The organism is Halomonas citrativorans, from assembly GCF_014898005.1.
GTDB lineage: Bacteria > Pseudomonadota > Gammaproteobacteria > Pseudomonadales > Halomonadaceae > Vreelandella > Vreelandella citrativorans.
This window is the reverse complement of the sequence record NZ_JABUYX010000002.1, coordinates 56,064-77,831: the sequence shown is the minus strand read 5'-3', so window position 1 is coordinate 77,831 and position 21,768 is coordinate 56,064. Positions and strand designations below refer to the sequence as shown.

Annotated in this window: 26 protein-coding genes; 9 read left to right on the top strand and 17 right to left on the bottom strand. The window is 55.8% G+C overall.

From position 1 onward, the window contains the following. Positions 1 to 56 precede the first annotated feature (56 nt). Positions 57 to 305 (top strand): SlyX family protein, encoded by a 249-nt coding sequence (locus tag INT20_RS03485; protein WP_193055199.1) that lies wholly within the window; start codon positions 57 to 59, stop codon positions 303 to 305. A 67-nt stretch (positions 306 to 372) separates the two neighbouring features. On the opposite strand, the gene ald is transcribed toward INT20_RS03485, so the two are convergent. From ald to radC, 7 genes are all read right to left on the bottom strand, one after another. Then, positions 373 to 1,491, bottom strand: coding sequence for an alanine dehydrogenase (gene ald / locus INT20_RS03480; RefSeq protein ID WP_193055198.1), 1,119 nt, complete (start codon positions 1,489 to 1,491; stop codon positions 373 to 375). 164 nt (positions 1,492 to 1,655) lie between these two features. Beyond that, positions 1,656 to 2,090 carry an acyl-CoA thioesterase gene (locus INT20_RS03475; RefSeq protein ID WP_193055197.1) on the bottom strand — a complete coding sequence of 145 codons (435 nt, stop codon included), beginning with the start codon at positions 2,088 to 2,090 and terminating at the stop codon, positions 1,656 to 1,658. Between the two features lie 66 nt (positions 2,091 to 2,156). After that, entirely contained in the window at positions 2,157 to 3,347 is a 1,191-nt protein-coding gene (locus INT20_RS03470) for a class I SAM-dependent rRNA methyltransferase (protein WP_172118506.1), read from the bottom strand. A 49-nt stretch (positions 3,348 to 3,396) separates the two neighbouring features. Beyond that, positions 3,397 to 4,224: a bifunctional DNA-formamidopyrimidine glycosylase/DNA-(apurinic or apyrimidinic site) lyase gene (gene mutM, locus INT20_RS03465; protein WP_172118507.1), complete on the bottom strand. Its 828-nt coding sequence runs from the start codon at positions 4,222 to 4,224 to the stop codon at positions 3,397 to 3,399. Between the two features lie 180 nt (positions 4,225 to 4,404). Next, positions 4,405 to 4,560, bottom strand: a complete 156-nt coding sequence (rpmG, locus tag INT20_RS03460; RefSeq protein ID WP_009098622.1) for a 50S ribosomal protein L33 — start codon at positions 4,558 to 4,560, stop codon at positions 4,405 to 4,407. A 26-nt stretch (positions 4,561 to 4,586) separates the two neighbouring features. Beyond that, positions 4,587 to 4,823, bottom strand: coding sequence for a 50S ribosomal protein L28 (rpmB, locus tag INT20_RS03455; protein ID WP_172118508.1), 237 nt, complete (start codon positions 4,821 to 4,823; stop codon positions 4,587 to 4,589). A 256-nt stretch (positions 4,824 to 5,079) separates the two neighbouring features. After that, entirely contained in the window at positions 5,080 to 5,754 is a 675-nt protein-coding gene (radC, locus tag INT20_RS03450) for a RadC family protein (protein WP_172118509.1), read from the bottom strand. A gap of 141 nt (positions 5,755 to 5,895) precedes the next feature. Between radC and coaBC the strand changes: the two genes are divergently transcribed. The 6 genes from coaBC (at position 5,896) to INT20_RS03420 (ending at position 11,136) form a co-directional block, all read left to right on the top strand. Next, positions 5,896 to 7,152 (top strand): bifunctional phosphopantothenoylcysteine decarboxylase/phosphopantothenate--cysteine ligase CoaBC, encoded by a 1,257-nt coding sequence (gene coaBC, locus INT20_RS03445; protein ID WP_193055196.1) that lies wholly within the window; start codon positions 5,896 to 5,898, stop codon positions 7,150 to 7,152. A gap of 71 nt (positions 7,153 to 7,223) precedes the next feature. After that, positions 7,224 to 7,682, top strand: a complete 459-nt coding sequence (dut, locus tag INT20_RS03440; protein ID WP_087110037.1) for a dUTP diphosphatase — start codon at positions 7,224 to 7,226, stop codon at positions 7,680 to 7,682. A 72-nt stretch (positions 7,683 to 7,754) separates the two neighbouring features. Next, positions 7,755 to 9,140 carry a phosphomannomutase/phosphoglucomutase gene (locus INT20_RS03435; RefSeq protein ID WP_193055195.1) on the top strand — a complete coding sequence of 462 codons (1,386 nt, stop codon included), beginning with the start codon at positions 7,755 to 7,757 and terminating at the stop codon, positions 9,138 to 9,140. Between the two features lie 89 nt (positions 9,141 to 9,229). Further along, positions 9,230 to 10,129, top strand: a complete 900-nt coding sequence (argB, locus tag INT20_RS03430) for an acetylglutamate kinase (protein ID WP_193055420.1) — start codon at positions 9,230 to 9,232, stop codon at positions 10,127 to 10,129. A 21-nt stretch (positions 10,130 to 10,150) separates the two neighbouring features. Next, a complete protein-coding gene (gene slmA, locus INT20_RS03425) occupies positions 10,151 to 10,759 on the top strand; it encodes a nucleoid occlusion factor SlmA (protein ID WP_087110043.1) in 609 nt (202 codons plus the stop codon). Positions 10,760 to 10,836: 77 nt separating this feature from the next. Continuing rightward, positions 10,837 to 11,136, top strand: coding sequence for a hypothetical protein (locus INT20_RS03420; RefSeq protein WP_193055194.1), 300 nt, complete (start codon positions 10,837 to 10,839; stop codon positions 11,134 to 11,136). Positions 11,137 to 11,230: 94 nt separating this feature from the next. On the opposite strand, the gene rpoH is transcribed toward INT20_RS03420, so the two are convergent. The 4 genes from rpoH to ftsY form a co-directional block, all read right to left on the bottom strand. Next, complete coding sequence (rpoH, locus tag INT20_RS03415; protein ID WP_087110047.1) at positions 11,231 to 12,097, bottom strand: RNA polymerase sigma factor RpoH; 867 nt, start codon at positions 12,095 to 12,097, stop codon at positions 11,231 to 11,233. Positions 12,098 to 12,330: 233 nt separating this feature from the next. Beyond that, positions 12,331 to 13,377 (bottom strand): permease-like cell division protein FtsX, encoded by a 1,047-nt coding sequence (gene ftsX / locus INT20_RS03410; RefSeq protein WP_193055193.1) that lies wholly within the window; start codon positions 13,375 to 13,377, stop codon positions 12,331 to 12,333. Further along, positions 13,374 to 14,042, bottom strand: coding sequence for a cell division ATP-binding protein FtsE (gene ftsE / locus INT20_RS03405; protein ID WP_087110053.1), 669 nt, complete (start codon positions 14,040 to 14,042; stop codon positions 13,374 to 13,376). The genes ftsX and ftsE overlap by 4 nt, the downstream gene beginning before the upstream one ends. After that, the gene (gene ftsY / locus INT20_RS03400) at positions 14,039 to 15,640 is read right to left on the bottom strand and encodes a signal recognition particle-docking protein FtsY (protein ID WP_193055192.1); all 1,602 of its coding nucleotides are present in this window, start codon (positions 15,638 to 15,640) and stop codon (positions 14,039 to 14,041) included. The genes ftsE and ftsY overlap by 4 nt, the downstream gene beginning before the upstream one ends. Before the next feature lie 90 nt (positions 15,641 to 15,730). Here ftsY and rsmD point away from each other — a divergent pair, with 90 nt between their 5' ends. Together rsmD and zapB are read left to right on the top strand one after the other, a co-directional pair. Then, entirely contained in the window at positions 15,731 to 16,339 is a 609-nt protein-coding gene (gene rsmD / locus INT20_RS03395) for a 16S rRNA (guanine(966)-N(2))-methyltransferase RsmD (RefSeq protein WP_172118517.1), read from the top strand. Between the two features lie 93 nt (positions 16,340 to 16,432). Further along, the gene (gene zapB / locus INT20_RS03390; protein WP_172118518.1) at positions 16,433 to 16,615 is read left to right on the top strand and encodes a cell division protein ZapB; all 183 of its coding nucleotides are present in this window, start codon (positions 16,433 to 16,435) and stop codon (positions 16,613 to 16,615) included. Here zapB and INT20_RS03385 read toward each other — a convergent pair. From INT20_RS03385 to lysS, 6 genes are all read right to left on the bottom strand, one after another. Further along, positions 16,608 to 17,054 (bottom strand): GNAT family N-acetyltransferase, encoded by a 447-nt coding sequence (locus INT20_RS03385; protein WP_193055191.1) that lies wholly within the window; start codon positions 17,052 to 17,054, stop codon positions 16,608 to 16,610. The two genes, zapB and INT20_RS03385, sit on opposite strands and share 8 nt — an antisense overlap. Further along, positions 17,044 to 17,883 carry a hypothetical protein gene (locus INT20_RS03380; RefSeq protein WP_193055190.1) on the bottom strand — a complete coding sequence of 280 codons (840 nt, stop codon included), beginning with the start codon at positions 17,881 to 17,883 and terminating at the stop codon, positions 17,044 to 17,046. Before INT20_RS03380 ends, INT20_RS03385 begins: the two co-directional genes overlap by 11 nt. Then, a complete protein-coding gene (locus INT20_RS03375) occupies positions 17,880 to 18,188 on the bottom strand; it encodes a BolA family protein (RefSeq protein WP_172118521.1) in 309 nt (102 codons plus the stop codon). Before INT20_RS03375 ends, INT20_RS03380 begins: the two co-directional genes overlap by 4 nt. 43 nt (positions 18,189 to 18,231) lie before the next feature. Continuing rightward, positions 18,232 to 19,632 carry an MFS transporter gene (locus INT20_RS03370; protein WP_193055189.1) on the bottom strand — a complete coding sequence of 467 codons (1,401 nt, stop codon included), beginning with the start codon at positions 19,630 to 19,632 and terminating at the stop codon, positions 18,232 to 18,234. Between the two features lie 143 nt (positions 19,633 to 19,775). Beyond that, positions 19,776 to 20,162, bottom strand: a complete 387-nt coding sequence (locus INT20_RS03365; protein WP_172118523.1) for a hypothetical protein — start codon at positions 20,160 to 20,162, stop codon at positions 19,776 to 19,778. 90 nt (positions 20,163 to 20,252) lie between these two features. Beyond that, complete coding sequence (lysS, locus tag INT20_RS03360; protein ID WP_193055188.1) at positions 20,253 to 21,764, bottom strand: lysine--tRNA ligase; 1,512 nt, start codon at positions 21,762 to 21,764, stop codon at positions 20,253 to 20,255. Between the last annotated feature and the right edge of the window lie 4 nt (positions 21,765 to 21,768).

Genomic DNA, 21,768 nt, shown 5'->3' with positions numbered 1-21,768 from the left:
CCATCAGGCCCATTCCTAACAGTACCGGACATATTACACAAGGTTGCCATGTTACCATGACACAAGACTTTTCTCCTGCTGAGCTAAATCAACTTTTCGAAAATCTTGAAAGCCGCCTGGCTTACCAGGAACACTGGCTGGACACGCTTGACCAAGCGGTCGCCCAACAGGAAAAGCGGCTTGCCAAGCTAGAACAGCTTAGCGCATTAATGCGTGAACGACTGCGTGAACAGCATCAAGCGTTCCAGGCAGGCGACCATCAGGGGGAAAGCCGCCCTGAAGACGAGGTGCCGCCTCATTACTAACGATGACAAACATTAAAAACCCACTGTCGCGCCCTGCGGGTTAGCGCACCTGATCGGTCATTCGTACTTATCGTGATGCCGCGCTTGCTGGGGCGATACACGCCAAACCAAAGGCATCGGCAACGGCTTGGTAGGTCACCTGCCCTGCATGCACATTAAGCCCTGGCAGAAAGTGGGGATCGTCGTTTAGCGCCTGCTGCCAGCCTTTATCGGCCAGCGCCAGCACGAAGGGCAGCGTGGCATTGGTGAGGCCGAGGGTTGACGTGCGTGACACGCCGCCCGGCATATTGGCTACACAGTAATGAACAATGCCCTCCACGATATACGTGGGCTTGGCGTGAGTGGTGGGCTTACTGGTTTCAAAGCAGCCGCCCTGATCAATCGCTACATCCACCAGCACACTGCCTGGCTTCATATCGCTCAGCATAGCGTGGGTAATCAACTTGGGCGCCGCCGCACCCGGGATTAACACGGCGCCAATAATCATATCAGACTCGCGCACGACGTTATCCAACGCATCGGCGGTGGAATAAACCGTTTTGATACGCCCCTGGTAGCGGCTATCCAGAACGTCTAGCCGCGCCAGTGAGTTATCCAGAATAGTGACATCCGCGCCCAACCCCAGCGCCATTCTCGCGGCATTTTCACCTACGACGCCACCGCCTATTACGGTGACGGTTGCCGGTGCAACCCCCGGCACGCCGGGCAATAGAACGCCAGCGCCCCCCTGGGCTTTTTCCAGGCCATGCGCCCCTGCTTGAACGGCCATACGCCCAGCCACAGTACTCATTGGCGCAAGCAGCGGCAGCCCTCCATTGGCATCCGTAATCGTTTCATAAGCGATACAGGTAGCCCCGCTCTCCATCAAGCCCCGCGTTAGGGCTTCTTCCGCTGCAAGGTGCAGATAGGTAAACAGCGTATGCTGGGAAGTGAGACGCGCAACCTCTTCCACCTGCGGCTCTTTTACTTTAAGAATCAGCTCAGCATTCTTCCACAAGGCGTCGACATCACTTTCGATCTGCGCACCCGCAGCCTCATAGTCGCTATCGCTAAAACCAGCGCCCTCTCCTGCGCCTGCCTGCACACTAACGGTGTGGCCACGCTGGGCAAACTCACGCACGCCGGTGGGCGTTAGGGCGACACGATATTCATGGTTTTTGATCTCTTTGGGGACGGCAATCTGCATAGCGATCTCTCTTTTTGTGCGTAAGATTAAACAACGGCCTTAGCATTACAGCACAGCTCAAGCGACCCACCACTTCCTTAAGCACAAAACAAAAAAACGCCGGTTAAGGCGTTTTACAGGAGTAAAAATCCAGCGCTTGAGGGCTTTATACCGAAAATTTAACGTCACTCTGTTATTAAGGCCCCGCCGTAGATTCTCTGATACTCCTCTGGCAGGCGCTTGGGGCGCCCGCTTGAAAGCGCAATACACGCAAACCGGGTGCGCGCCTGGAAGAGCATTTTGGCATCTCGCACCCGCTGAAGCTCGAAACGTCGGGTAAGGCTAAAGCGCCCATCACAGGCGACGACCCACGTCGCCAATTGAAGCTCATCACCCGCAAAGGCAGGAGCAAGATAGTCCAGCTCATGGCGATGTATGGCCAGGGCGCGGTCCAGTTCGCGGTAGCGCTCGATGGAAAGCCCCAAGGCTTCGGAGTGGGCCCAGCTAACCTGCTCAACCCAGCGCAGGTATTCGCTGTTATTCACGTGCTGATAATCATCTATCGCCGCTTCGCTAACATGAATATCGATCACAAAGGGATCGGGTAACGCCCACTCCATTGCTCTGCTCCTTGTGCCACTACCGTGCTAATCCAGCTTGCCCACCCCGCCTAATGACTCAATGGATTAATCGCGAAACACGCGCACGCCCAACGCTTTAAGATAAGCGGTTTCTGGAATGGCCGGGTGAATGGGGTGATCTGGCCCTTGATGGCCCTGGAAGATCACCTGCCCATGGCGATCCTGATGACGTACCGCGCCTCGCACGACATCTACCAAGCGATCTTCCCCTAGGTGCATGGAGCACGACGCTGAAAGCAACAGGCCATCGCGGCCCAGCAAACGCATCGCTTCGCGATTCAAGCGCGCATAGGCCCGCTCGCCATTAGGAATATCCTTACGCTTCTTGATAAACGCCGGCGGATCCAGAACCACCACGTCGAACTGTTCGCCGTCGGCCTTCAGTGCTGCCAAAGCTTCAAAGGCATCGCCTTCGCCAATGGCGACCTGCTCTTGCACACCGTTAAGCTCAGCATTTCGCGCCACTTGCTCAAGCGCGGGGCCTGAAGCATCGATACACAGCACCTCAGAGGCGCCATTGGCCGCCGCCTGGACACCCCAGCCACCCACATAGCTAAAGACATCCAGCACGCGCTTGCCAGCCACCTGACGGTTCAGCCAGGCGCGGTTCTCGCGGTGATCAAAGAACCAACCGGTTTTCTGACCATTAAGCACCGGCACGGCAAAGCGTGTACCGTTCTCTTCGATCAATACTTCGTCGGGCAGTGTGCCTTTCACTACGTCGACGTGAGCTTCCAGCCCTTCCTGACGACGCCCGCCGGTATCGTTACGGAACACGATGACGTCAGGCTTAACCACTTTCTCAAGCGCATCGACAATCTCATCGGCCAGCGCCTGCATGCCGGCGGTATTTAGCTGAACAACCAATACATCGCCAAAACGGTCAATCACCAGACCTGGCAGCAGGTCACCCTCACCGTGAATCAGGCGGTAAAAAGGCTTGGCATATAAACGCTGACGCAGTGACAGCGCTTGATTGAAACGGTGTACAAACAGCGAACGGTCCAGACGCATGTCCGGATCACGGGACATCACGCGGCCCGCAATCAGCGAGTGCGGATTGATATACGCCACGCCCAGGACTTTACCGTTAGAGGCCTCGACCAACGCGGTTTCGCCAGCAGTGAAATTCTTAAGCGGCGTTTCTTTAATATCCACTTCGTTGGAGTAGATCCACAGATGGCCTGCTTTTAAGCGGCGATCGGCGTTTTTATTTAAGCGCAGGCGTTGAGTCACAACAGTCTCCAAAAGCGTAGACAACAGATAACAAAAGGGTAATCAGCTATCAATGCTGACAGCCAGGGCAAAACACACTGGCGCGCTGGCCAAGCGTAATACGCCGAAGCTCCCTACCGCAGCGTAAGCAGGGTTGCCCCTGGCGCCCATAAACATTTAACCGCTGAGCAAAATAACCAGGCTCACCCTGGCCGCTCACAAAATCGCGCAGCGTGGTACCACCTTGAGTGATAGCCGCCGCCAATACTTCTTTCACAGCCGCCGCCAACTGCTCATAGCGGGCAAGAGAAATACGCCCGGCTGCACGACGTGGGTCAATACCGGCCATGAACAGCGCTTCAGTGGCGTAAATATTCCCCGCGCCCACCACGACCCGGTTATCCATTAAAAAGGGTTTTACCGCCACGCGCTTGTTACGCGAAAGCGCATATAGCCACTGGCCATTAAAGGCCTCATCAAACGGCTCAGGCCCAAGGTGGACAAGGCGCCGGTCTGCCGTCCCATCGCCTAACTGCCAATCCACAAAACCAAAGCGACGTGGGTCATGATAGCGCAACACATAGCCGTCTGCGGTGACCACATCGACATGATCATGCTTTTTGGGGATATCCCCCACTTGGGCAATGCGCAAACTGCCCGACATTCCCAGGTGCCACAGCAACGTTGCATCGTTTGGCGACTGCTTCACGGGGATTTGCAGGTATTTGGCACGCCGCGTCAGGGTGCCGATGCGCGCACCGACCAAACGCTCAGCCAAATCGTCAGGCACCGGAACACGCAAGCGCGGCTGGCGAACACGCACCTCGGTAATTTCCTGGCCTTCCAGATAGGGAGCAATACCGCGCTTGGTAGTTTCGACTTCGGGCAGTTCGGGCATGAAGAGAACCTGATTAACGATAGGGATATCGACAGGATAGGCACTTACAAGGCAGGCAATGCGGAGCCACTATTAAGTCGCCTGCATCTGCAAACCCCATGTATGCAAAAACCCGGCACGGGCCGGGTTTTTCAACAGGCGCTCGCCTGCAGTGGAAGCCGATCATCATCGCTTACGCGATTACTTGATCTTGGCTTCCTTGTAGATAACGTGCTTACGGACAACCGGGTCGTATTTCTTGAATTCGAACTTATCCGGCGTGTTCCGCTTGTTCTTATCAGTGGTGTAGAAGTGGCCTGTACCGGCACTGGACACCAGCTTGATCTTATCGCGCATGGTTTTACTCTCCCAAAAATGCTGTCTTAGATGGCGTCGCCGCGCTTACGGATATCAGCCAGAACCGTCTCGATACCTTTCTTGTCAATGATGCGCATGCCCTTGGAGGAAACGCGCAGCTTGACGAAGCGGTTTTCGGCTTCAACCCAAAAACGATGGGAGTGCAGGTTCGGCAAGAAACGACGACGTGTCTTACGCTGGGAGTGTGAAACGTTATTACCAGTTACCGGACGCTTGCCGGTAACCTGACATACTTTGGACATGAGAGCCTCCAACCGCTTGGCCAGGATATAAGCCTGAGTGTTCAAAACTGTCGGGCAAACCGGAAGAGAGGGAGTCGACGCCGTTAACCGTCTAGCTGTACCCAAATCCGTTATTCAACCCAAGTTTAAAGGTGGCACTTTATACCAGAGCACCGGACCACCGGCAAGTAAAACCGTCTAAAAAGGCGTAAAAAAGCCACTTTTTAGGTATTTTACCTAGACAGCTGACATTAAATGCCTGCCCTCTATCTACTGCCTATAGCCAGCCGCGCTCAGCAAAAGAGACCACGTCTCCATCTCCCACCACGAAATGATCCAAGACACGTACGTCAAAGAGGCCAAGGGCCTCTTTTAAGCGTTCGGTGATACGACGGTCAGCATCGCTTGGCTCAGCCACACCGGAGGGGTGATTGTGGGCCAGGATAACGGCGCCAGCGCTAAGTTCTAATGCGCGCTTGGCAACTTCGCGGGGGTAAACGGAGGCGCTGTCTAGGGTACCGCGAAACAGGGATTCATAGCGAATAATTCGGTGCTGCGTGTCTAAAAAAATTACCGCGAACTCCTCATGCCCCAAATGGCGCAGTTGAGAGCTCAGGTAATGACGCACCAGTTCAGGCGATGTCAGCGCGTTGCCACGTGCCAATTGGCTGGCTAAATGGCGTTTTGAAATCTCAAGCGTGGCCTGCAGTTGGGCAAATTTGGCACTCCCCAAACCGTGCGCCGCGCAAAAGCTTGCCTGGTCCGCTTCCAGCAGCGGACGCAGGCCGCCAAATGCGGTGAGCAGATCACGCGCCAAATCAACCGCTGAGCGCCCCTGCACGCCCACGCGCAAGAAAATCGCCAGCAACTCTGCATCAGAAAGCGTCTGCGCGCCCATGGTTAATAGCTTTTCTCGCGGCCGCTCACCCTCCGGCCAATGATTTATCCCCATCCCCCTACCTCCTCACCCCAAAGACATGTACGCAAAAAGCTCAGTAAACCTGGCTTACGCATTATTTGTAGCAACATGCCAAATTAGCAAGACGAATGGTATGGTAAGCCTCTTTAAGAACGCGCATGTGGGCCCTTTACCATGGTTTCTGTTTCTGCCTCTGTTACTCCAACGACGCTCTCAACGCTTGCAGGTAAACGCATTCTGTTGGGCATTAGTGCAGGCATAGCGGCTTACAAAAGCGCGCTGATCGTGCGGCTGCTTAAACAAGCCGGTTGTGAAGTGCGTGTGGTAATGACCAGTGGTGCTCAGGCGTTTATTACGCCACTGACACTACAGGCGTTATCCGGCGAGCCGGTGCGCTCGTCTCTGCTTGACCCGGAAGCGGAAGCCGGGATGGGGCATATTGAGCTCGCCCGCTGGGCGGATACTATCCTGATCGCTCCCGCAACGGCGGACCTGATGGCTCGACTGGTCCACGGCATGGCGGATGATTTACTCACCACGCTGTGCCTGGCCAGTGAAGCCCCCAGGCTGATCGCCCCGGCCATGAACCAGGCCATGTGGCGCCACCCGGCGACGCAACGCAATGTAGCGCAACTGCACGCTGATGGCTGGCAACTTATCGGCCCCGCGGCGGGCGACCAGGCATGTGGCGATGTAGGTCCAGGACGTATGAGCGAGCCTGATGCTATCTTTGAGGTTGTTGCACGCCTCTTTTCAGGTGCCCCCCAGGCGGGCAACGCCCCTCATGTAGTCATTACCGCAGGCCCTACCCGTGAAGCGCTTGATCCCGTGCGTTACCTATCCAATCACAGCTCAGGTAAAATGGGCTACGCCTTGGCGGCGGCTGCGGTGGCGCAGGGCGCTACGGTTACTCTGATTAGCGGGCCTGTGGCTCTACCAACGCCCAACGGCGTTACGCGTATTGACGTTGAATCGGCCGAGCAAATGCATCAAGAAGCCATGCACCGGGCGCCTGAGGCGGCGTTATTTATTGGCTGCGCGGCAGTGGCTGATTATCGCTCGGCATCGCCTGCCGAGCACAAGCTTAAAAAGCAGGAAGATAGCGATACGTTCACGCTTACACTGATCAAAAATCCTGACATCATTGCCGATGTGGCCGCGCTGCCTACCGAACAACGCCCCTTGGTCGTAGGGTTTGCCGCAGAGACACAGCAACTGGAGCATTACGCCCACGATAAGCTTAACCGCAAGGGGCTTGATATGATTGTCGCCAATGACGTCTCTCAATCGGGCCTGGGCTTTGGCAGCAATGAGAATACCGCGCTGCTGCTCTGGCGAACAGCGCAAGGCACCGAGCAGCGTTTGGAATCCCCTCAGCCAAAAACTCAGCTTGCGCAGGTCATTGTTCGTCAGGCGCTAGCGCTGCTCTAGTCTTTAGCATCTGTTTTTAAAGCTGTTTTTAATATCCTTTTTACTATCGTTTTTAAATGTTGGAGTTCTACATGACCACCCGTCCCCGCCTGCAGTGCAAAGTGCTTGATGAGCGCTTACACGACCACATGCCGCACTACGCCACTGATGGCTCTGCGGGCATGGACCTGCGGGCGCTGCTCGACGAACCGCTAACGCTCAATCCTGGCGAATGCCAACTCGTACGAACGGGTCTTGCCATCTATATTGAAGACCCAAGCCTTGCTGGCATGATTCTTCCCCGCTCGGGCCTGGGCCATAAACACGGCATTGTATTGGGCAATCTGGTAGGTCTGATCGATTCAGACTACCAGGGTGAGCTGATGATTTCGGTGTGGAACCGCGGCCAAAGCGCTTTTACACTGTCGCCTTTTGAGCGGCTAGCCCAGTATGTTCTCGTGCCGGTAGTGCAAGCAGAACTCTCTATTGTTGATGCCTTTACCGACTCCACCCGAGGCGGCGGCGGATTTGGCAGCACTGGCCGTCATTAATACGGGTCGGCATTAATACTGTCCGTCATTAACAAGGCTCGGGCGAACGTTACGCACTGACAGGAGTAGCCAATGGATGTACCTGCTTCGATTTTTCGTGCCTATGATATCCGCGGCATTGTCGATAACACGCTGAGCGAATCCACCGCAGAGTGGATTGGCCGTGCGATTGGTTCAGAAGCGGCCGCCCGGGGTGAGCAGAGTGTCATCGTTGCCAGAGACGGCCGCTTATCCGGCGAGCGCCTGCAAGCCGCCCTGATTCGAGGCTTAACAGCCGCTGGGCGCGATGTTATTGATATCGGCATGGTGCCCACGCCTGTTCTCTACTTTGCCACCCACGTGATGCCTGAGAGCTGCTCAGGGGTCATGGTGACCGGCAGCCATAACCCGCCCGACTACAATGGCTTCAAAATTGTCCTGGCAGGTGAGACGTTATCAGGCGACGCTATTGCCGCGCTGTATGAACGCATTCACACCCATGACCTCACCAGCGGCCAGGGCAGCATTCATCAATACGACATCCGGCACGCGTACCTTACCCGTATTTTGGAAGATGTTAGCGTTAAGCGCCCTATCAAAGCTGTTGTAGACTGTGGTAACGGCGTCGCCGGTGAGCTAGGACCCGAGCTAATCAAGCAGCTGGGGGTTGAAACAACGGTCTTGTTTGGTGAGATTGACGGCCATTTTCCTAACCACCACCCTGACCCCGGCAAGCCTGAAAACCTGCAAGACCTGATCAAGAGTGTTCAGACAACCGGCGCGGATATCGGGCTTGCCTTTGACGGTGATGGCGACCGAGTTGCCGTTGTTACACCGCGCGGCCGCATCATCTACGCTGACCACCTCCTGATGGCCTTTGCGACCGACATGCTTTCGCGCAACCCAAGCGCCAGGGTGGTCTATGATATTAAATGTACGGGCAACCTTGCCCGAGTCATTAGCGAAGCGGGCGGCGAGCCAGAAATGTGGCGTACCGGCCATTCGCTGATTAAAGCGCGCATGAAGGCAACTAACGCTCTGCTGGGCGGGGAAATGAGCGGCCATATTTTCTTCAAAGAACGCTGGTATGGTTTTGATGACGGCCTTTATTCCGCCGCGCGCCTGCTGGAAATTCTGGCGCTTTATAACGAAGATGCAGACGCCTTTTTTGACCGCTTTCCTCAAGATCCAAGCACGCCAGAAATTAATATAATCGTTAGTGATGACGAAAAATTTGGCCTGATCGAGGCACTTGCCCGTGAAGGTGACTTCGGCGAAGGTATTAAAACCACGTTGGATGGCATTCGCGTTGATTACCCCGATGGCTGGGGCCTATGTCGCGCATCCAACACGACACCTGCCTTGGTGATGCGCTTTGAAGGGAAAAATGCCGTGGCACTAATGCGTATACGGGAATGTTTTGTCAACGCGTTAGCTCGTGTGGCACCGGCACTCAAAATTCCCGAGATGCCAGCTTAACCGCGCACTCGTGATATGCAGCACGATAACAATATTCATTAGCCACGTATCATCTGGATAAAAGAAAACAGCAAGCAAGGGACAACATGATGAATTCAGCCAGTCGCGACCCGCAGGTCGTTGTGGAGGTGCTTTCCGAAGCACTCCCCTATATTCAGCAGTTCTCCGGCAAAACCGTTGTGGTCAAGTACGGCGGCAATGCGATGACTGAAGACACGCTCATCAACTCTTTCGCACGTGATATCGTGCTAATGAAAGAAGTTGGCATTAATCCCGTAGTGGTTCATGGCGGCGGTCCGCAAATTGGCAGCCTGCTTGAAAAGCTTAATATCGAATCGCGCTTTGTGAACGGGATGCGCGTGACCGATTCCCAGACCATGGACGTGGTTGAAATGGTACTGGGCGGACTGGTGAACAAAAGCATCGTCAACCTGATTAACCAAAGCGGTGGCAAGGCAATAGGCCTAACGGGGAAGGATGGCGCACAAATTCGTGCTCGCCAGCTAAAGGTCGAGCACCAAAGCCCCGAAATGACCGTTCCGGAAATTATCGATATTGGGCATGTGGGCGAAGTCGAGTCCATTTCAACAGACCTGATCGAAATGCTCGCTGCCCGCGACTTTATTCCAGTGATCGCGCCCATCGGCGTTGACGATGAAGGCCATAGTTACAACATTAACGCCGACCTGGTGGCGGGTAAATTAGCCGAGGCATTAAACGCTGAAAAGCTAATGCTACTGACCAACGTCGCCGGCCTCATGGATGCGGAAGGCAAGGTATTAACCGGGCTAAGCACGCTTCAAGTGGATGCCCTGATTGCCGACGGCACCATTTATGGCGGCATGCTGCCCAAAATACGCTGTGCGCTTGATGCCGTTAAAAATGGTGTTAACAGTGCGCATATTATCGACGGTCGTGTTCCCCATGCAGTGTTGTTGGAGATTTTCACCAACGCTGGCGTAGGTACGCTTATTACCGACGCGAGCTAACTGCAACGGAGGGCTAACGTCATGAGTGACGACCGTAAACCTCGCCGTCGCGAGCAGATCCTTCAAGCACTCGCGTTAATGCTGGAAGAAGATAGTGGAAAGCGTATTACCACGGCCGCCCTTGCACGCCAGGTCGGCGTTTCCGAGGCAGCACTGTACCGCCACTTTCCCAGCAAAGCGCGAATGTTTGAGGGCTTAATCGACTTTATTGAAGAAAGCATTTTTGCGCGCATTACGCGTATTTTAGAAGAGGTACCCGACGCCATCCCCCGCTGCGGCACTATTCTGGCACTACTACTGGGCTTTGCCGAAAAGAACCCAGGACTTGCCCGAGTGATGGGCGGCGATGTATTGACCGGCGAAACAGCCCGCCTGCGCCAGCGCGTTCATCAGCTATTTGAGCGTTTGGAACTACAACTCAAGCAGATTATTCGTGAGGCCGAACTGCGCGAAGGGCGCCGCGCCAGCATTCCGGCCTCAGCGGCCGCTAACCTGCTCGCCGCCCAAGCGGAAGGACGCATTTCTCAATACGTGCGCAGCGACTTTAAACGCCTGCCCACTGAGTACTGGGAAGATCAGTGGACGCTTCTATCAAGGCAGTTACTGCTCGAAGCGCCACAACCCGCCTAAGAGTATCAAGTTGGTCAACAGGGACGTTGGCTCATTCTTTGTTAACATGCTCTCTCCCCTGCCACAGGAAGGCACTTTTGAATATTACCCACCTTGAGCACACGATTATCGCGCTGATCTTTCAAGGCTTGCTATGGCCGTTTGTTGGCCGCTGGGTGGCGGGTTATTTGGTGGTGGCCGTCTTTTTAGGCCGCGAGATAGCCCAGCATGAATATGTGGGTGGCGGGCCCAACGAGGTGTGGTACTTCTATGGTTTATTCAATCACTGGACGTTGGACTCGTTTTTGGACGTTGCAGCGCCCGCAGCAGCCTGCTGCTTTATCGCGTTAATACTGCCTGGTGGCGGGCTGTGGAAATATGTCAGAGCACGGCGTTAAAAAACCACTTCATACGCATAAAACAGCCATAAAAAAACCGGCGCTCTAATTGATAGAGGCCGGTTTTTGGCGATGAACAGCTAACTACGTAGACTTACGCCGCGATAGCATCGCCCATCTTTTGGCGCAGCTTTTTCATCGCGTTTTTCTCAAGCTGGCGAATACGTTCAGCGCTAACGCCGTACACATCGGCCAAATCATGCAGGGTCGCTTTATTATCGGTCAGCCAGCGGCGCTGCAAAATATCCCGCGAACGCTCATCCAGGCCTTTTAAAGCAAGCTGCAGACGGCGCGTTGAGTCTTCCTCAAAATCACTGTCTTCAAGCTTGGTCGCCGGGTCAGCAGAGGCGTCATCCAAAAAGTAAGCGGGCGCCTGATACGTGCTCTCTTCGTCATCGCTCGGTGAAGCATCATAGCCTGCATCATAAGCGGAAAGGCGGCCTTCCATATCCCGCACGACTTCCGGCTTAACGTCGAGGTCTTTAGCGATGGCATCTACTTCATCGTTGTTCAACCAGGCAAGGCGCTTCTTGGCGCTGCGCAGGTTAAAGAACAGCTTACGCTGAGCTTTCGTCGTGGCGATTTTAACAATCCGCCAGTTACGCAGTACAAATTCGTGTATCTCAGCCTTGATCCAATGAACCGCAAACGATACCAGGCGTACCCCCTGGTTAGGATCAAAACGCTTTACGGCTTTCATCAAGCCGACGTTACCTTCCTGAATCAGGTCTGCCTGGGGCAACCCATAGCCTGAATAACTGCGAGCAATATGCACAACAAAGCGCAAGTGCGAGAGAACCAAGCGGCGCGCAGCCTCTAAATCAGCTTCATCATAAAGACGAAAAGCAAGTTCGCGCTCTTCCTCAACGCTCAGCACCGAAATGCCGTTAACTGCTCGAATGTAGCCGCCCAAGTCGTGACCTGGAGAAAGCTGTCCCACCGGTAGAAGACTAGTGCTCATGTGCAGGTGGTCTCCCTTATCATCTATCGTGATTGACGTACGTAGTTGTAATGACGTCGTTGTATTTACGTCCGCACGCCTCAATTAACCATTAAGACCTTGCCTAAGCGGCAAAGTTCACTTGTTTCTGCTGCCTGTTTTGCCGAAATGTGCTATCGGCTTAAGCCAGATTGCGTCGGCGCTAGCCAGAGTAATAAAACATTATTACCGTTCGCAGACAGCGCCACACACGCTTAGCGGGGGCGGATACTGGAAAGATGACGGGTCACTGCCAGCCAAGCGCCCAACCAACCTAATAGTGTACTGCAGGATAGCAAAATTGTAGAGCCTGTGATATCCAGCTGCGGCAACGAAAAGCTTGCACCATAGCTAGCCGCTAACGCGGCGACCGGCAGCGACAGCCAGTGATTCCCCAAGCCCAGCAAACCCAGCGACAATATACCGCCCCCAAGACCATACCACGCCCCGCTGTATAAAAACGGGCGACGTACAAAAGCGTGCGTGGCACCAATCAGCATGACCACCTCGATTTCGCGGCGTCGGCTTTCAACGGCCAAGCGAATCGTATTACCGACCACCAAGAGCACCCCTAATCCAAACAGCAGACCTAGCGCTAACGCAACGCGTCGGCCAAGTGCAGCCAAATGGCGTAAGCGCTCCACCCAGGCCAAATCCACCCGAACCTCATCAACGCCTGTCAGAGAGGCTAACGAAACAGACAGTTGCTCCATGGATGCCAGCTCCACGCTTTGTGGACGCACCACGATGCTCGCGGGAAGCGGATTAGCATCCAGCCCCGCCAGCGCATCATCCAGCCCCAGCGACTCTTGAAACTCGACCATGCCCTGCTCGGCACTGATCAAGCGCGTCTCTAGCACCGCCTGCTCAGCGCTTACCGCCTCATCAATCCGCGCCGCTTGAGCCGGGTCAACGGTGGCTTCTAAGTACACCGTGAGGGTTGCGCTCTCATCCAGCTCGGCATCCAGCAATCGAGCACTATCCAGCGTCAGCCACAGCGCAGCCGGAAGCACGAGGGCAATGGCAATCGCGAGCATTGTCAGCAGGCTGCCGACGGGGTGGCGCAACAGCCGATAAAAGCTGTCCCAACTCATCGCCCGATGGTGGCGCCCCCAGGCACGTAAACGGCTTGAAAAACGCGTTTGCTGCGAATTGGCTCCGCGCCGTTTGGGAGGTGGGGCTTCCTGACGCTGGGTAGATACTTTGCGCCCCGCTTTCGGTGCAGCGCCTTTTGCGCGACGCGGTGTTGCCGATGGTTTCATACTGCGCCCTCATCAGCCACTAAGCGCCCATCACGCAAGCGCAAAATACGGTGGCGCAAGCGAGCAATCAGCGCGAGGTCGTGACTTGCGATCATTACCGTGGTGCCGATGCGATTGAAGTCTTCAAAAAGCGCCATGATATCGGCGGAAAGCTGGGGGTCCAGGTTACCGGTTGGCTCATCGGCCAGGAGAAGCGCGGGCTTATTAACCACCGCTCGGGCAATGCCAACACGCTGCTGCTCACCACCGGAAAGCTCAACGGGCAGGGCCTTCTCACGGTGTAAAAGCCCTACTTTATCGAGCGCGGCGCGCACGCGGCGCGCCGACTCCCGTGGCTCAATGCCTTGAATATCCAGCGGCAGCGAGACGTTATGAAACACGCTTCTATCAAACAGCAGTTGGTGATCCTGAAACACCACCCCAATCTGGCGCCGATAAAAAGGCACCTGGCTTGCATGAAGCTGGGCAATATCGTGCCCCGCCACGATCACACGCCCACGGCTAGGCTTTTCAAGTCGCATAATCAAGCGCAGCAAAGAGCTTTTACCCGCGCCCGAGTGACCGGTCAAAAACACCATTTCACCGCGGGCCACACGAAAGTCCAGATGCGCCAGGGCTTCAAAGCGCCCTCCATAGCGCTTGCCGACATGCTCAAAAGCGATCATGCGCTGGCATCGTCCTCTTGGCGGTCAAACAGTGCGCTAACGAAGTCGTCTGCCTCGAAGGGGCGTAAATCGTCCAGCCCTTCGCCTACGCCGATAAAGCGGATGGGCGTCTCAAGCTGTTTGGCCAAGGCAAAAATAATTCCCCCTTTGGCCGTACCGTCCAGCTTGGTTAGCGTAATCCCCGTGATGGGCACAGCTTCGTGGAATGTGCTCGCCTGCGCAATCGCGTTTTGCCCCGTACCTGCATCCAGCACCAGCATCACTTCATGCGGCGCTGTGGTATCGAGCTTTTGCATCACACGATGGACTTTCTTTAACTCTTCCATCAGATGGCTTTTGTTGTGCAAGCGACCTGCCGTATCGGCAATAAGGATATCCACGCCGCGCGCTTTGGCGGCGGCGACAGCATCATAAATGACCGAAGCGCTATCGGCGCCAGTATGTTGAGCGATGACCGGTACGCTATTGCGCTCTCCCCACACCTTAAGCTGCTCAACCGCCGCCGCCCGGAAGGTATCCCCTGCGGCCAACATGACGCTTTTTCCCTCGCGCTGAAAACGCTGGGTCAGCTTGCCAATCGTCGTGGTTTTACCCACGCCGTTCACCCCTACTACCAAAATCACAAAGGGGCCGTCCGTTTGCTTATTCATATCCAGCGGCGTTGCCACCTGCCCAAGCATGGCAGCCAGCTCTTCCTGAAGCGCACGATAAAGCGCCTCAGGGTTATTCAACTCTTTACGCGAGACGCGTGCTTCAAGGCGTCCAATAATCTCGCTGGTCGCTTCAATCCCCACATCCGCCATCAGCAGCTGGGTTTCCAGATCCTCTAAAAGCTCATCATCAATCTGCTTTTTTCCCAAAAACAGATCGGCGATGCCGTCGGTTAAGTTAGCGCGCGTTTTGCCCAAGCCTGACTTAATTCGCGCAAACCAGCCCTTCTTCTCGCCACTAGTGGCCACCGGCTTTTCTTGAAGTGCAGGCTTCTGCTCGGGCTGGCCCTCCGGCTGAACGTCAAGCTCAGCCGGTTCCGGGTCGACTTCAGGCTCAGGAACCGGGCTAATGTCGGGCTCACGCGCTGGCTTAATTTCGGGTTCCGGCGATTCCGGCTTCACCTCGGGAGGCGCAGGTGCGGGCTCAACCTCCGGCTCAGACGGTTCTGGCTTAACGTCAGGTGGCGCTGGCGCGGGCTCAACCTCAGGTTCAGGCGGTTCTGGCTTAACTTCAGGTGGCGCAGGTGCGGGCTCAACCTCAGGCTCAGACGGTTCTGGCTTAACGTCAGGTGGCGCTGGCGCGGGCTCAACCTCAGGTTCAGGCGGTTCTGGCTTAACTTCAGGTGGCGCTGGCGCAGGCTCAACCTCAGGCTCAGACGTCTCTGGCTTAGTCTCAGAAGGCGCTGGCGCGGGTTCGACCTCAGGCTCAGGCGGCTCTGGCTTAACCTCGGGCTCAGGCTCTGTCACCGGCGCGCCATTTTCAACGTCGGCTAGCGGTTCCTGCGGCGGCTCGTCAAGCTGCGCATCATCATTGAGTTCCTGCGGGCGTTGCTCTTGCGGCTCCTGTTGGGAGTCGTGCTTTTTCTTACGTTTGAAAAAACCAAACATGGGAGTCATCCGACTTAAAAGGTGAACATTGTGACCATCCTACCACCGCCAACCAAGACTTTGGATAAGTAGCCCGCTACAATCCCCGATATGACACGACAACGCTCCTCTCGCCCATCCGCTTCCAAAGGCACGCCCACCCGGCAGCCTGGCAAGCTTCGTATTATCGGTGGTGATTTTCGCCGCCGCCAGCTACCTGTGCTTGACCGGCCCGGCTTACGGCCAACGCCAGACAGAGTACGTGAAACGCTGTTTAACTGGCTGGGGCAGCAGCTCTATGGCCAACATGTGCTGGACCTGTTCGCGGGCACCGGCGCACTGGGTATTGAAGCGCTTTCGCGCGGTGCCGCTCACGTTGACTTTATCGAACGTGACAACAGTGTAGCCGCCTATATTACCCAAAACCTGGCCACGCTTGGCGCAACCCGAGGCCAAGTCACTGCATGCGATGCAAACACGTTCTTGAGCCAGCCGCCTAGCCCTTATCACCTGGTATTTCTTGACCCACCCTTTCACCAGGGGCTTGCTACACGTTGCTGTAACGCACTGGAGACTCTTGGCTGGCTCGCGCCCGACGCCATGATTTACCTAGAAACCGAACGCTCATTAGACCCAACGCCTCCTGCTAACTGGCAGCTACACCGCGAAACCCAAGCGGGTGAAAGTACTGCCCGGCTTTATCAACGCCAAACCCCGTAAACAGCGCTTGCCGATGACGCCTACGGGCGTTACGCTCGCTTGATTCAACCTGTTGGCACGCCTGTTGTTTGTTTTCATAACCTGGAGGTTTACATGAGCCTGGAACTGTTCAATCAGCTTGAGCAAAAAGTCACCGATACGGTGGAAGCGTTGGAAATGATGAAGCTGGAAAATGAAGAGCTACGCGACGAAAACACCAAACTCAAGCAAGAGCGCGAAGAGTGGGAACGCCGTTTGAACAGCTTACTCAGCAAGTTTGAAGGGATCGCTAACTAAGCGTACGCGACATTAGCAGTGCGTCTTCACGCCCGGCGGCACCCTGTACTGCCGGGTAGTAGCCTTTACGCTGCCCATCCACCTTAAAATCAAAACGTTGATAAAGGCTAATCGCAGCCTTGTTGCTCGCCCGCACTTCCAGCAGTACACGCTCACTTTGCCACTCAGCCGCTTTTAACATCACTGCCTGCATTAACCCATACCCCAGCCCTAAATGGCGGTGAGCAGGGTCTACACCAATGGCTTGAAGCTCAGCATCAAAGGGTAAGCGCGCGACCAGCGCATAGCCTACCAGGGCATTTTCTTGAAAACAGCCCACTACGCAGGCATCCGTATCGGTTAATGCCACATTAAGCTGGCGCTCACTCGCTCCACTTTGGGCCTGCGCTTCAAGAGTGACTAAGCGTAGGCCGTCGCTTGCCTGAAGCTCAGCGATCATTTTCGGGGTCGTTAAGTGTTTTCCACTGCTGGCCTAATGCGTACAGCTGGGGCCAAAGGTCACGCTTGGCAGCGCCATTTTTAGCAAGATGTTCAAGCGCTACGCCCTGCCATATTGGCAGTTCCAGCGTATCGCTACGCGCTTGCTGAATATTCAAAACGCTAAGGATATCAGCAGCGCTATCGTCTTCGGGTTGCTCCCCCCACCAAAGTACGCGCTCAAGCGCCCAGCCCTGTCGACTCGCACAGCCTGACATAAACGCAGAGAGCCCTTCTCTGGCTTCTTCAAGAGGGTCTTCTGCAAAGGTATTGGCCATTAACGGCCACTTAAACAGCGTGACGCTGGACAACGCATCCGGCGCGATACCAACGGCCTGCCAAATGTTGGCAAGCAGGCGCTGCGCCTGGGGCGTTATCTTGCCAGGGTGCAAGCTCAACCATCGCTGTCCTATACACACGCAGGAAAGCGAAAATTGCAGCGGTTTAGCTGATACCGCAGGCATCGAGCCAGGTACGGCTTCAACGGGTACTGATTCAACGGGCATTGGTTCAGTAGGCAGCTTATCCGCTGGCGCTTGGCCGAGCAAAGCACGCACTGAAGAAGGCGCTGGCGCAGGCGAGTTAACGCTCGGCGCCTTGGGCTCGCTACGCGGGGTTGGCGCATCGTCAAGCAACGCCTGGAGACGCTCACGCGGGGGCGCTCTTTCCGGCGGCGTCTCATCCCACTCGCAAGCTTCGGTCGGCAGCGCATTGGGCAGTTGATAGCGCGATGCCCAGGCGGTAATGCCCATGGCATCCAGGTAGTGGCGCCGGGTAACCTCTGGCGTCACTGGCCGCCGCCACGACAGTTGGGTGAATCAGGACGTTCTCCACCTCTCGCCTGCCATTCAACCGGCGTATAAAGATGCAGAGCTAGCGCGTGCACCGGGCCGGAAAGCTCATCGGCCAACAGTGCGTAGATTTTCTGGTGACGCTTCACCGGCATCAGGCCATCGAAAATGTCACTAACCAGCGTTACCTTGAAGTGGGTTTCGGAGTTGGCGGGCACGCTGTGCATGTGGCTTTCGTTCTCCACGCGCACTACTTCAGGCACTAGCGCCGCTAACTTCTGTTCAATCTGTGCTTGCACCGTCATTAATGCTCTCCTCGATATTCAACATTTTTATTGTACGCGCTTACTAGCCACCAGACGATGCCCGGCGTTCAACCAGTGCACGCCGGGCAAGCGACACTCTTGAAAGGCTTGCCAAAAGCGCCAGAAACGACGTCGCCGCTCCCAGCCAGAGGGTTATCTGAACCTCAAACCCAAGCGCTAATGCCGCCCCGACTATCGCCACCCCTAACGACTGACCTACCGTGCGAATAGTGCTCATCACGCCCGACACACTGGCACTGCGCTCCGCCGGAAGGCTGCCCATCATTTCGCGGTTATTGGGTGGCTGGAACAGACCAAAACCGATACCGCACAGCGCCGTACGCCATAGGCTTTCCATGACGCCCATGGTTTCATCCACCAGCGCCAACGCGACCAGACCGATAATGATCAACCCCAGGCCGGTGCTTGAAAGCACGCTTGGATTGATTCGATCCGCCAAACGACCCGCCAACGGCCCTACCAGCATGATCCCAAGCGGCCACGGGGTAAACAGCCAAGCGGTCTCCAGGGGCGAAAGCCCCATTTGCTCCTGATAATAAAACGACAGCGCGACAAAGGTCAGCCCCTGACCAATAAACGCAAGGCCTGAGGCGGATACCGCAAGCGTAAAGCGCTTTTCAGCAAACATACTCAGCGGTAGCAAGGGATAAAGCGCGCGACGTTGGCGCATAATAAATCCGGCAGCACTTGCTATGGTAAGCAGTATCCAGGCGCCCACCAGGCCAAACGGTGCTGCGTGCCCCACCGCGTCCATGGCCAGAAAGAAACTCGCCAGCATCAGCATGGACAACAGCGCCCCCAGAACATCAAAACTTCCTTGCCGGGGCTTATCCCGAGGCAGTGCGCGCTTGGCAAACCATAACGAGCACAGCCCCAGGGGCAGATTAAGCGCAAACAACCACGGCCAGTCCGCAAAGGATAAAATGACGCCGCTCAGCGTTGGCCCTGCGGCATATCCCCCCGCGACAACAAGCGCACTTAACCCTAACGCACTACCCAATAGGCGAGAGGGAAATATCGCCCGGTAAAGCGAAGGGCCAATAGAGAGCGTGGCAGCGGCGCCCAGCCCCTGCAAGGCACGAAACACCAGCAGCGTTTCTAAATTACGCGACAGTGCCGCCCCTAATGCGCCCACCATAAACGTGCCAAGCCCAAACAGATAAATACGCCGCCGCGTTACCAGCTCGCTGACCCCGGCAAACACCAGCAAGAAGGCGGCACACACCACCTGAAACATGTTGGTGATCCACACCGAGCGTGCAGCAGAGGCGTTTAAGTCTGCGGCAATGGTCGGCAGCGCCAAATTAATCATGGTGGTGTCCATCACCGCCATTAGCGTGCCGGTAATCAGAGCCAATACCGCCAAGGCACGCTCCGGCCCGGGCAGGCCGTCGTCTCCAGGACGGGTTTGAAACAGTCGCATGAGTGGGGTATTCCTAAAACGAAACGGCTAACACGTTAAAACCGGCCTAAGCCGGTTTTAACGTGCCTGAGCACAACTGCCCAAGAGCAGAAGTGCGTCATGAGTTACGTCATGATGAGATAGCGCCTAACTAGTGCCGAACGTTAATCCTGGTCGCTGTCGAGCAGTAACGCATCATCAACGTCAGAAATTTCAAGCGCTGTCTCATCATCCAGATCGATGGCGAGATAACTGTGCTCAACGCTAAGAAATGACTTGAACAGCGCCCAATCAAGCGGCTCTGGCCATTGGCGCTCATCCTCTTCCCAAGCGCGCAACTCGGTTTCGAGGATTTCTACATAGCGGTCGTGCACGAAGGTTTCGAGCGCTTCCGGGGTATCCATTTCAGGAATCAGGTAAATGGTACTTTCACGTTCGACGTCGTCCAGTGTCAGGTCGTCGTCTCCCATGGTGGGTTCCAGCGCATTGATCCAGTCCACAAAGGGCTGGGTCGGCCTGACGCTCAGAGCGGAGCGGTTTAGCAGTTTCATGGGATTCTCCTCGCCGTCGAAACGTTGACCATTATGGGCGCTAAATCGCGCCCTTACCAACTTTTAGTCTACCTCATTCCATCCAGCGTGCTACTCAGCCTCAGGGCGCATTGCTGGGAACAGCAATACATCACGTATGGACGCACTGTCGGTAAACAGCATGACCAAACGATCAATCCCGATACCCTCACCGGCGGTAGGCGGCATGCCGTACTCCAGTGCACGCACGTAGTCAGCATCGTAGTACATCGCTTCCAGGTCGCCTGCATCTTTCTCGGCGGCTTGTGCGCGGAAGCGCTCGGCCTGGTCCTCGGCATCGTTTAGCTCCGAGAAGCCGTTGGCAATTTCACGCCCGCCCACAAAGAACTCGAAGCGGTCAGTGACAAACGGATTAGCATCGTTGCGGCGCGCCAGCGGGCTGACTTCAGCCGGGTATTCGGTAATAAACGTCGGCTGGTCGAGCTTATGCTCGGCCACTTCTTCGAAAATTTCCGTTTGGACTTTCCCCAGGCCCCAGCTGTCTTTGACCTTGATGCCCAGCGCCTGAGCGGTCACGCGCGCCGCTTCAAGGCTATCCAAATCAGCATCGCTAATGCCGTTACCGTGATCCAGAATCGACTGTTTAAGCGTCAAACGCTTGAACGGCTGGCCAAAGTCGTAGCTTGCCCCTTGGTACTCAAGCGTGGTGGTGCCCAGCACTTCTTCGGCTGCAGTGCGCAGCATCGCTTCGGTCATATCCATCAGGTCGTTATAGTCGGCATACGCCCAGTAGAATTCGACCATGGTGAATTCAGGATTGTGCCGCGTCGAAAGACCTTCATTACGGAAGTTGCGGTTGATTTCGAAGACTTTCTCGAAACCACCCACCACCAAGCGCTTAAGATAAAGCTCAGGCGCGATGCGCAGATACATATCCATATCCAGCGCGTTGTGGTGAGTCACAAACGGACGCGCCGTCGCACCGCCAGGAATCGCCTGAAGCATCGGCGTTTCCACTTCCATAAAGCCACGCGTTTCAAAGAAACGGCGCATGGAGCTGATCACCGCCGCCCGCGTTTCAAACGCTTTGCGCGACTGCGGGTTCATGATCAGATCCACATAGCGCTGGCGATAGCGCGCCTCCTGGTCCGTCAGGCCGTGGAATTTATCCGGCAGCGGGCGCAAGCTCTTGGTCAGAAGCTGGGCATCGACCATCATCACGTACAGGTCGCCCTTGCCGGATTTATGCACCGGGCCGCGCGCTGCCACGATATCACCAATATCCCAGCTCTTGATGTCATCAAGCACATCCGCCGGCAGGCCTTTTTTATCCACGTAAAGCTGGATCTGCCCCGCCACGTCCTGAATCACGATAAACGGACCGCGCTGGCGCATGATCCGCCCCGCCACGGATGCGTGATGGTCAAGCGTTTCCAGCTCGGCTTTTTCCTTCTCGCCCAGCCGTTCCTGCAGCTCAACGGTCAGGCTATCGCGGCGAAAGTCATTCGGGAAAGCACTCTTCCCTTGCTCTGCGGCCAGTTCACGACGCGCGGTGAGCTTGGCGCGACGTTCGGCAATAAGATGATTTTCGTTTTCAGGAGAAGACGCGTCTTGGTTAGCCATGGGG

Excerpts from the sequence above, each read along its gene's own strand:
- INT20_RS03485 (WP_193055199.1), top strand. The coding sequence starts at position 57 with ATGACACAAGACTTTTCTCCTGCTGAGCTAAATCAACTTTTCGAAAAT.
- ald (WP_193055198.1), bottom strand. The coding sequence starts at position 1,491 with ATGCAGATTGCCGTCCCCAAAGAGATCAAAAACCATGAATATCGTGTC.
- INT20_RS03475 (WP_193055197.1), bottom strand. The coding sequence starts at position 2,090 with ATGGAGTGGGCGTTACCCGATCCCTTTGTGATCGATATTCATGTTAGC.
- mutM (WP_172118507.1), bottom strand. The coding sequence starts at position 4,224 with ATGCCCGAACTGCCCGAAGTCGAAACTACCAAGCGCGGTATTGCTCCC.
- rpmG (WP_009098622.1), bottom strand. The coding sequence starts at position 4,560 with ATGCGCGATAAGATCAAGCTGGTGTCCAGTGCCGGTACAGGCCACTTC.
- rpmB (WP_172118508.1), bottom strand. The coding sequence starts at position 4,823 with ATGTCCAAAGTATGTCAGGTTACCGGCAAGCGTCCGGTAACTGGTAAT.
- radC (WP_172118509.1), bottom strand. The coding sequence starts at position 5,754 with ATGGGGATAAATCATTGGCCGGAGGGTGAGCGGCCGCGAGAAAAGCTA.
- coaBC (WP_193055196.1), top strand. The coding sequence starts at position 5,896 with ATGGTTTCTGTTTCTGCCTCTGTTACTCCAACGACGCTCTCAACGCTT.
- dut (WP_087110037.1), top strand. The coding sequence starts at position 7,224 with ATGACCACCCGTCCCCGCCTGCAGTGCAAAGTGCTTGATGAGCGCTTA.
- INT20_RS03435 (WP_193055195.1), top strand. The coding sequence starts at position 7,755 with ATGGATGTACCTGCTTCGATTTTTCGTGCCTATGATATCCGCGGCATT.
- argB (WP_193055420.1), top strand. The coding sequence starts at position 9,230 with ATGAATTCAGCCAGTCGCGACCCGCAGGTCGTTGTGGAGGTGCTTTCC.
- slmA (WP_087110043.1), top strand. The coding sequence starts at position 10,151 with ATGAGTGACGACCGTAAACCTCGCCGTCGCGAGCAGATCCTTCAAGCA.
- rpoH (WP_087110047.1), bottom strand. The coding sequence starts at position 12,097 with ATGAGCACTAGTCTTCTACCGGTGGGACAGCTTTCTCCAGGTCACGAC.
- ftsX (WP_193055193.1), bottom strand. The coding sequence starts at position 13,377 with ATGAAACCATCGGCAACACCGCGTCGCGCAAAAGGCGCTGCACCGAAA.
- ftsE (WP_087110053.1), bottom strand. The coding sequence starts at position 14,042 with ATGATCGCTTTTGAGCATGTCGGCAAGCGCTATGGAGGGCGCTTTGAA.
- ftsY (WP_193055192.1), bottom strand. The coding sequence starts at position 15,640 with ATGTTTGGTTTTTTCAAACGTAAGAAAAAGCACGACTCCCAACAGGAG.
- rsmD (WP_172118517.1), top strand. The coding sequence starts at position 15,731 with ATGACACGACAACGCTCCTCTCGCCCATCCGCTTCCAAAGGCACGCCC.
- zapB (WP_172118518.1), top strand. The coding sequence starts at position 16,433 with ATGAGCCTGGAACTGTTCAATCAGCTTGAGCAAAAAGTCACCGATACG.
- INT20_RS03385 (WP_193055191.1), bottom strand. The coding sequence starts at position 17,054 with ATGATCGCTGAGCTTCAGGCAAGCGACGGCCTACGCTTAGTCACTCTT.
- INT20_RS03375 (WP_172118521.1), bottom strand. The coding sequence starts at position 18,188 with ATGACGGTGCAAGCACAGATTGAACAGAAGTTAGCGGCGCTAGTGCCT.
- INT20_RS03370 (WP_193055189.1), bottom strand. The coding sequence starts at position 19,632 with ATGCGACTGTTTCAAACCCGTCCTGGAGACGACGGCCTGCCCGGGCCG.
- INT20_RS03365 (WP_172118523.1), bottom strand. The coding sequence starts at position 20,162 with ATGAAACTGCTAAACCGCTCCGCTCTGAGCGTCAGGCCGACCCAGCCC.
- lysS (WP_193055188.1), bottom strand. The coding sequence starts at position 21,764 with ATGGCTAACCAAGACGCGTCTTCTCCTGAAAACGAAAATCATCTTATT.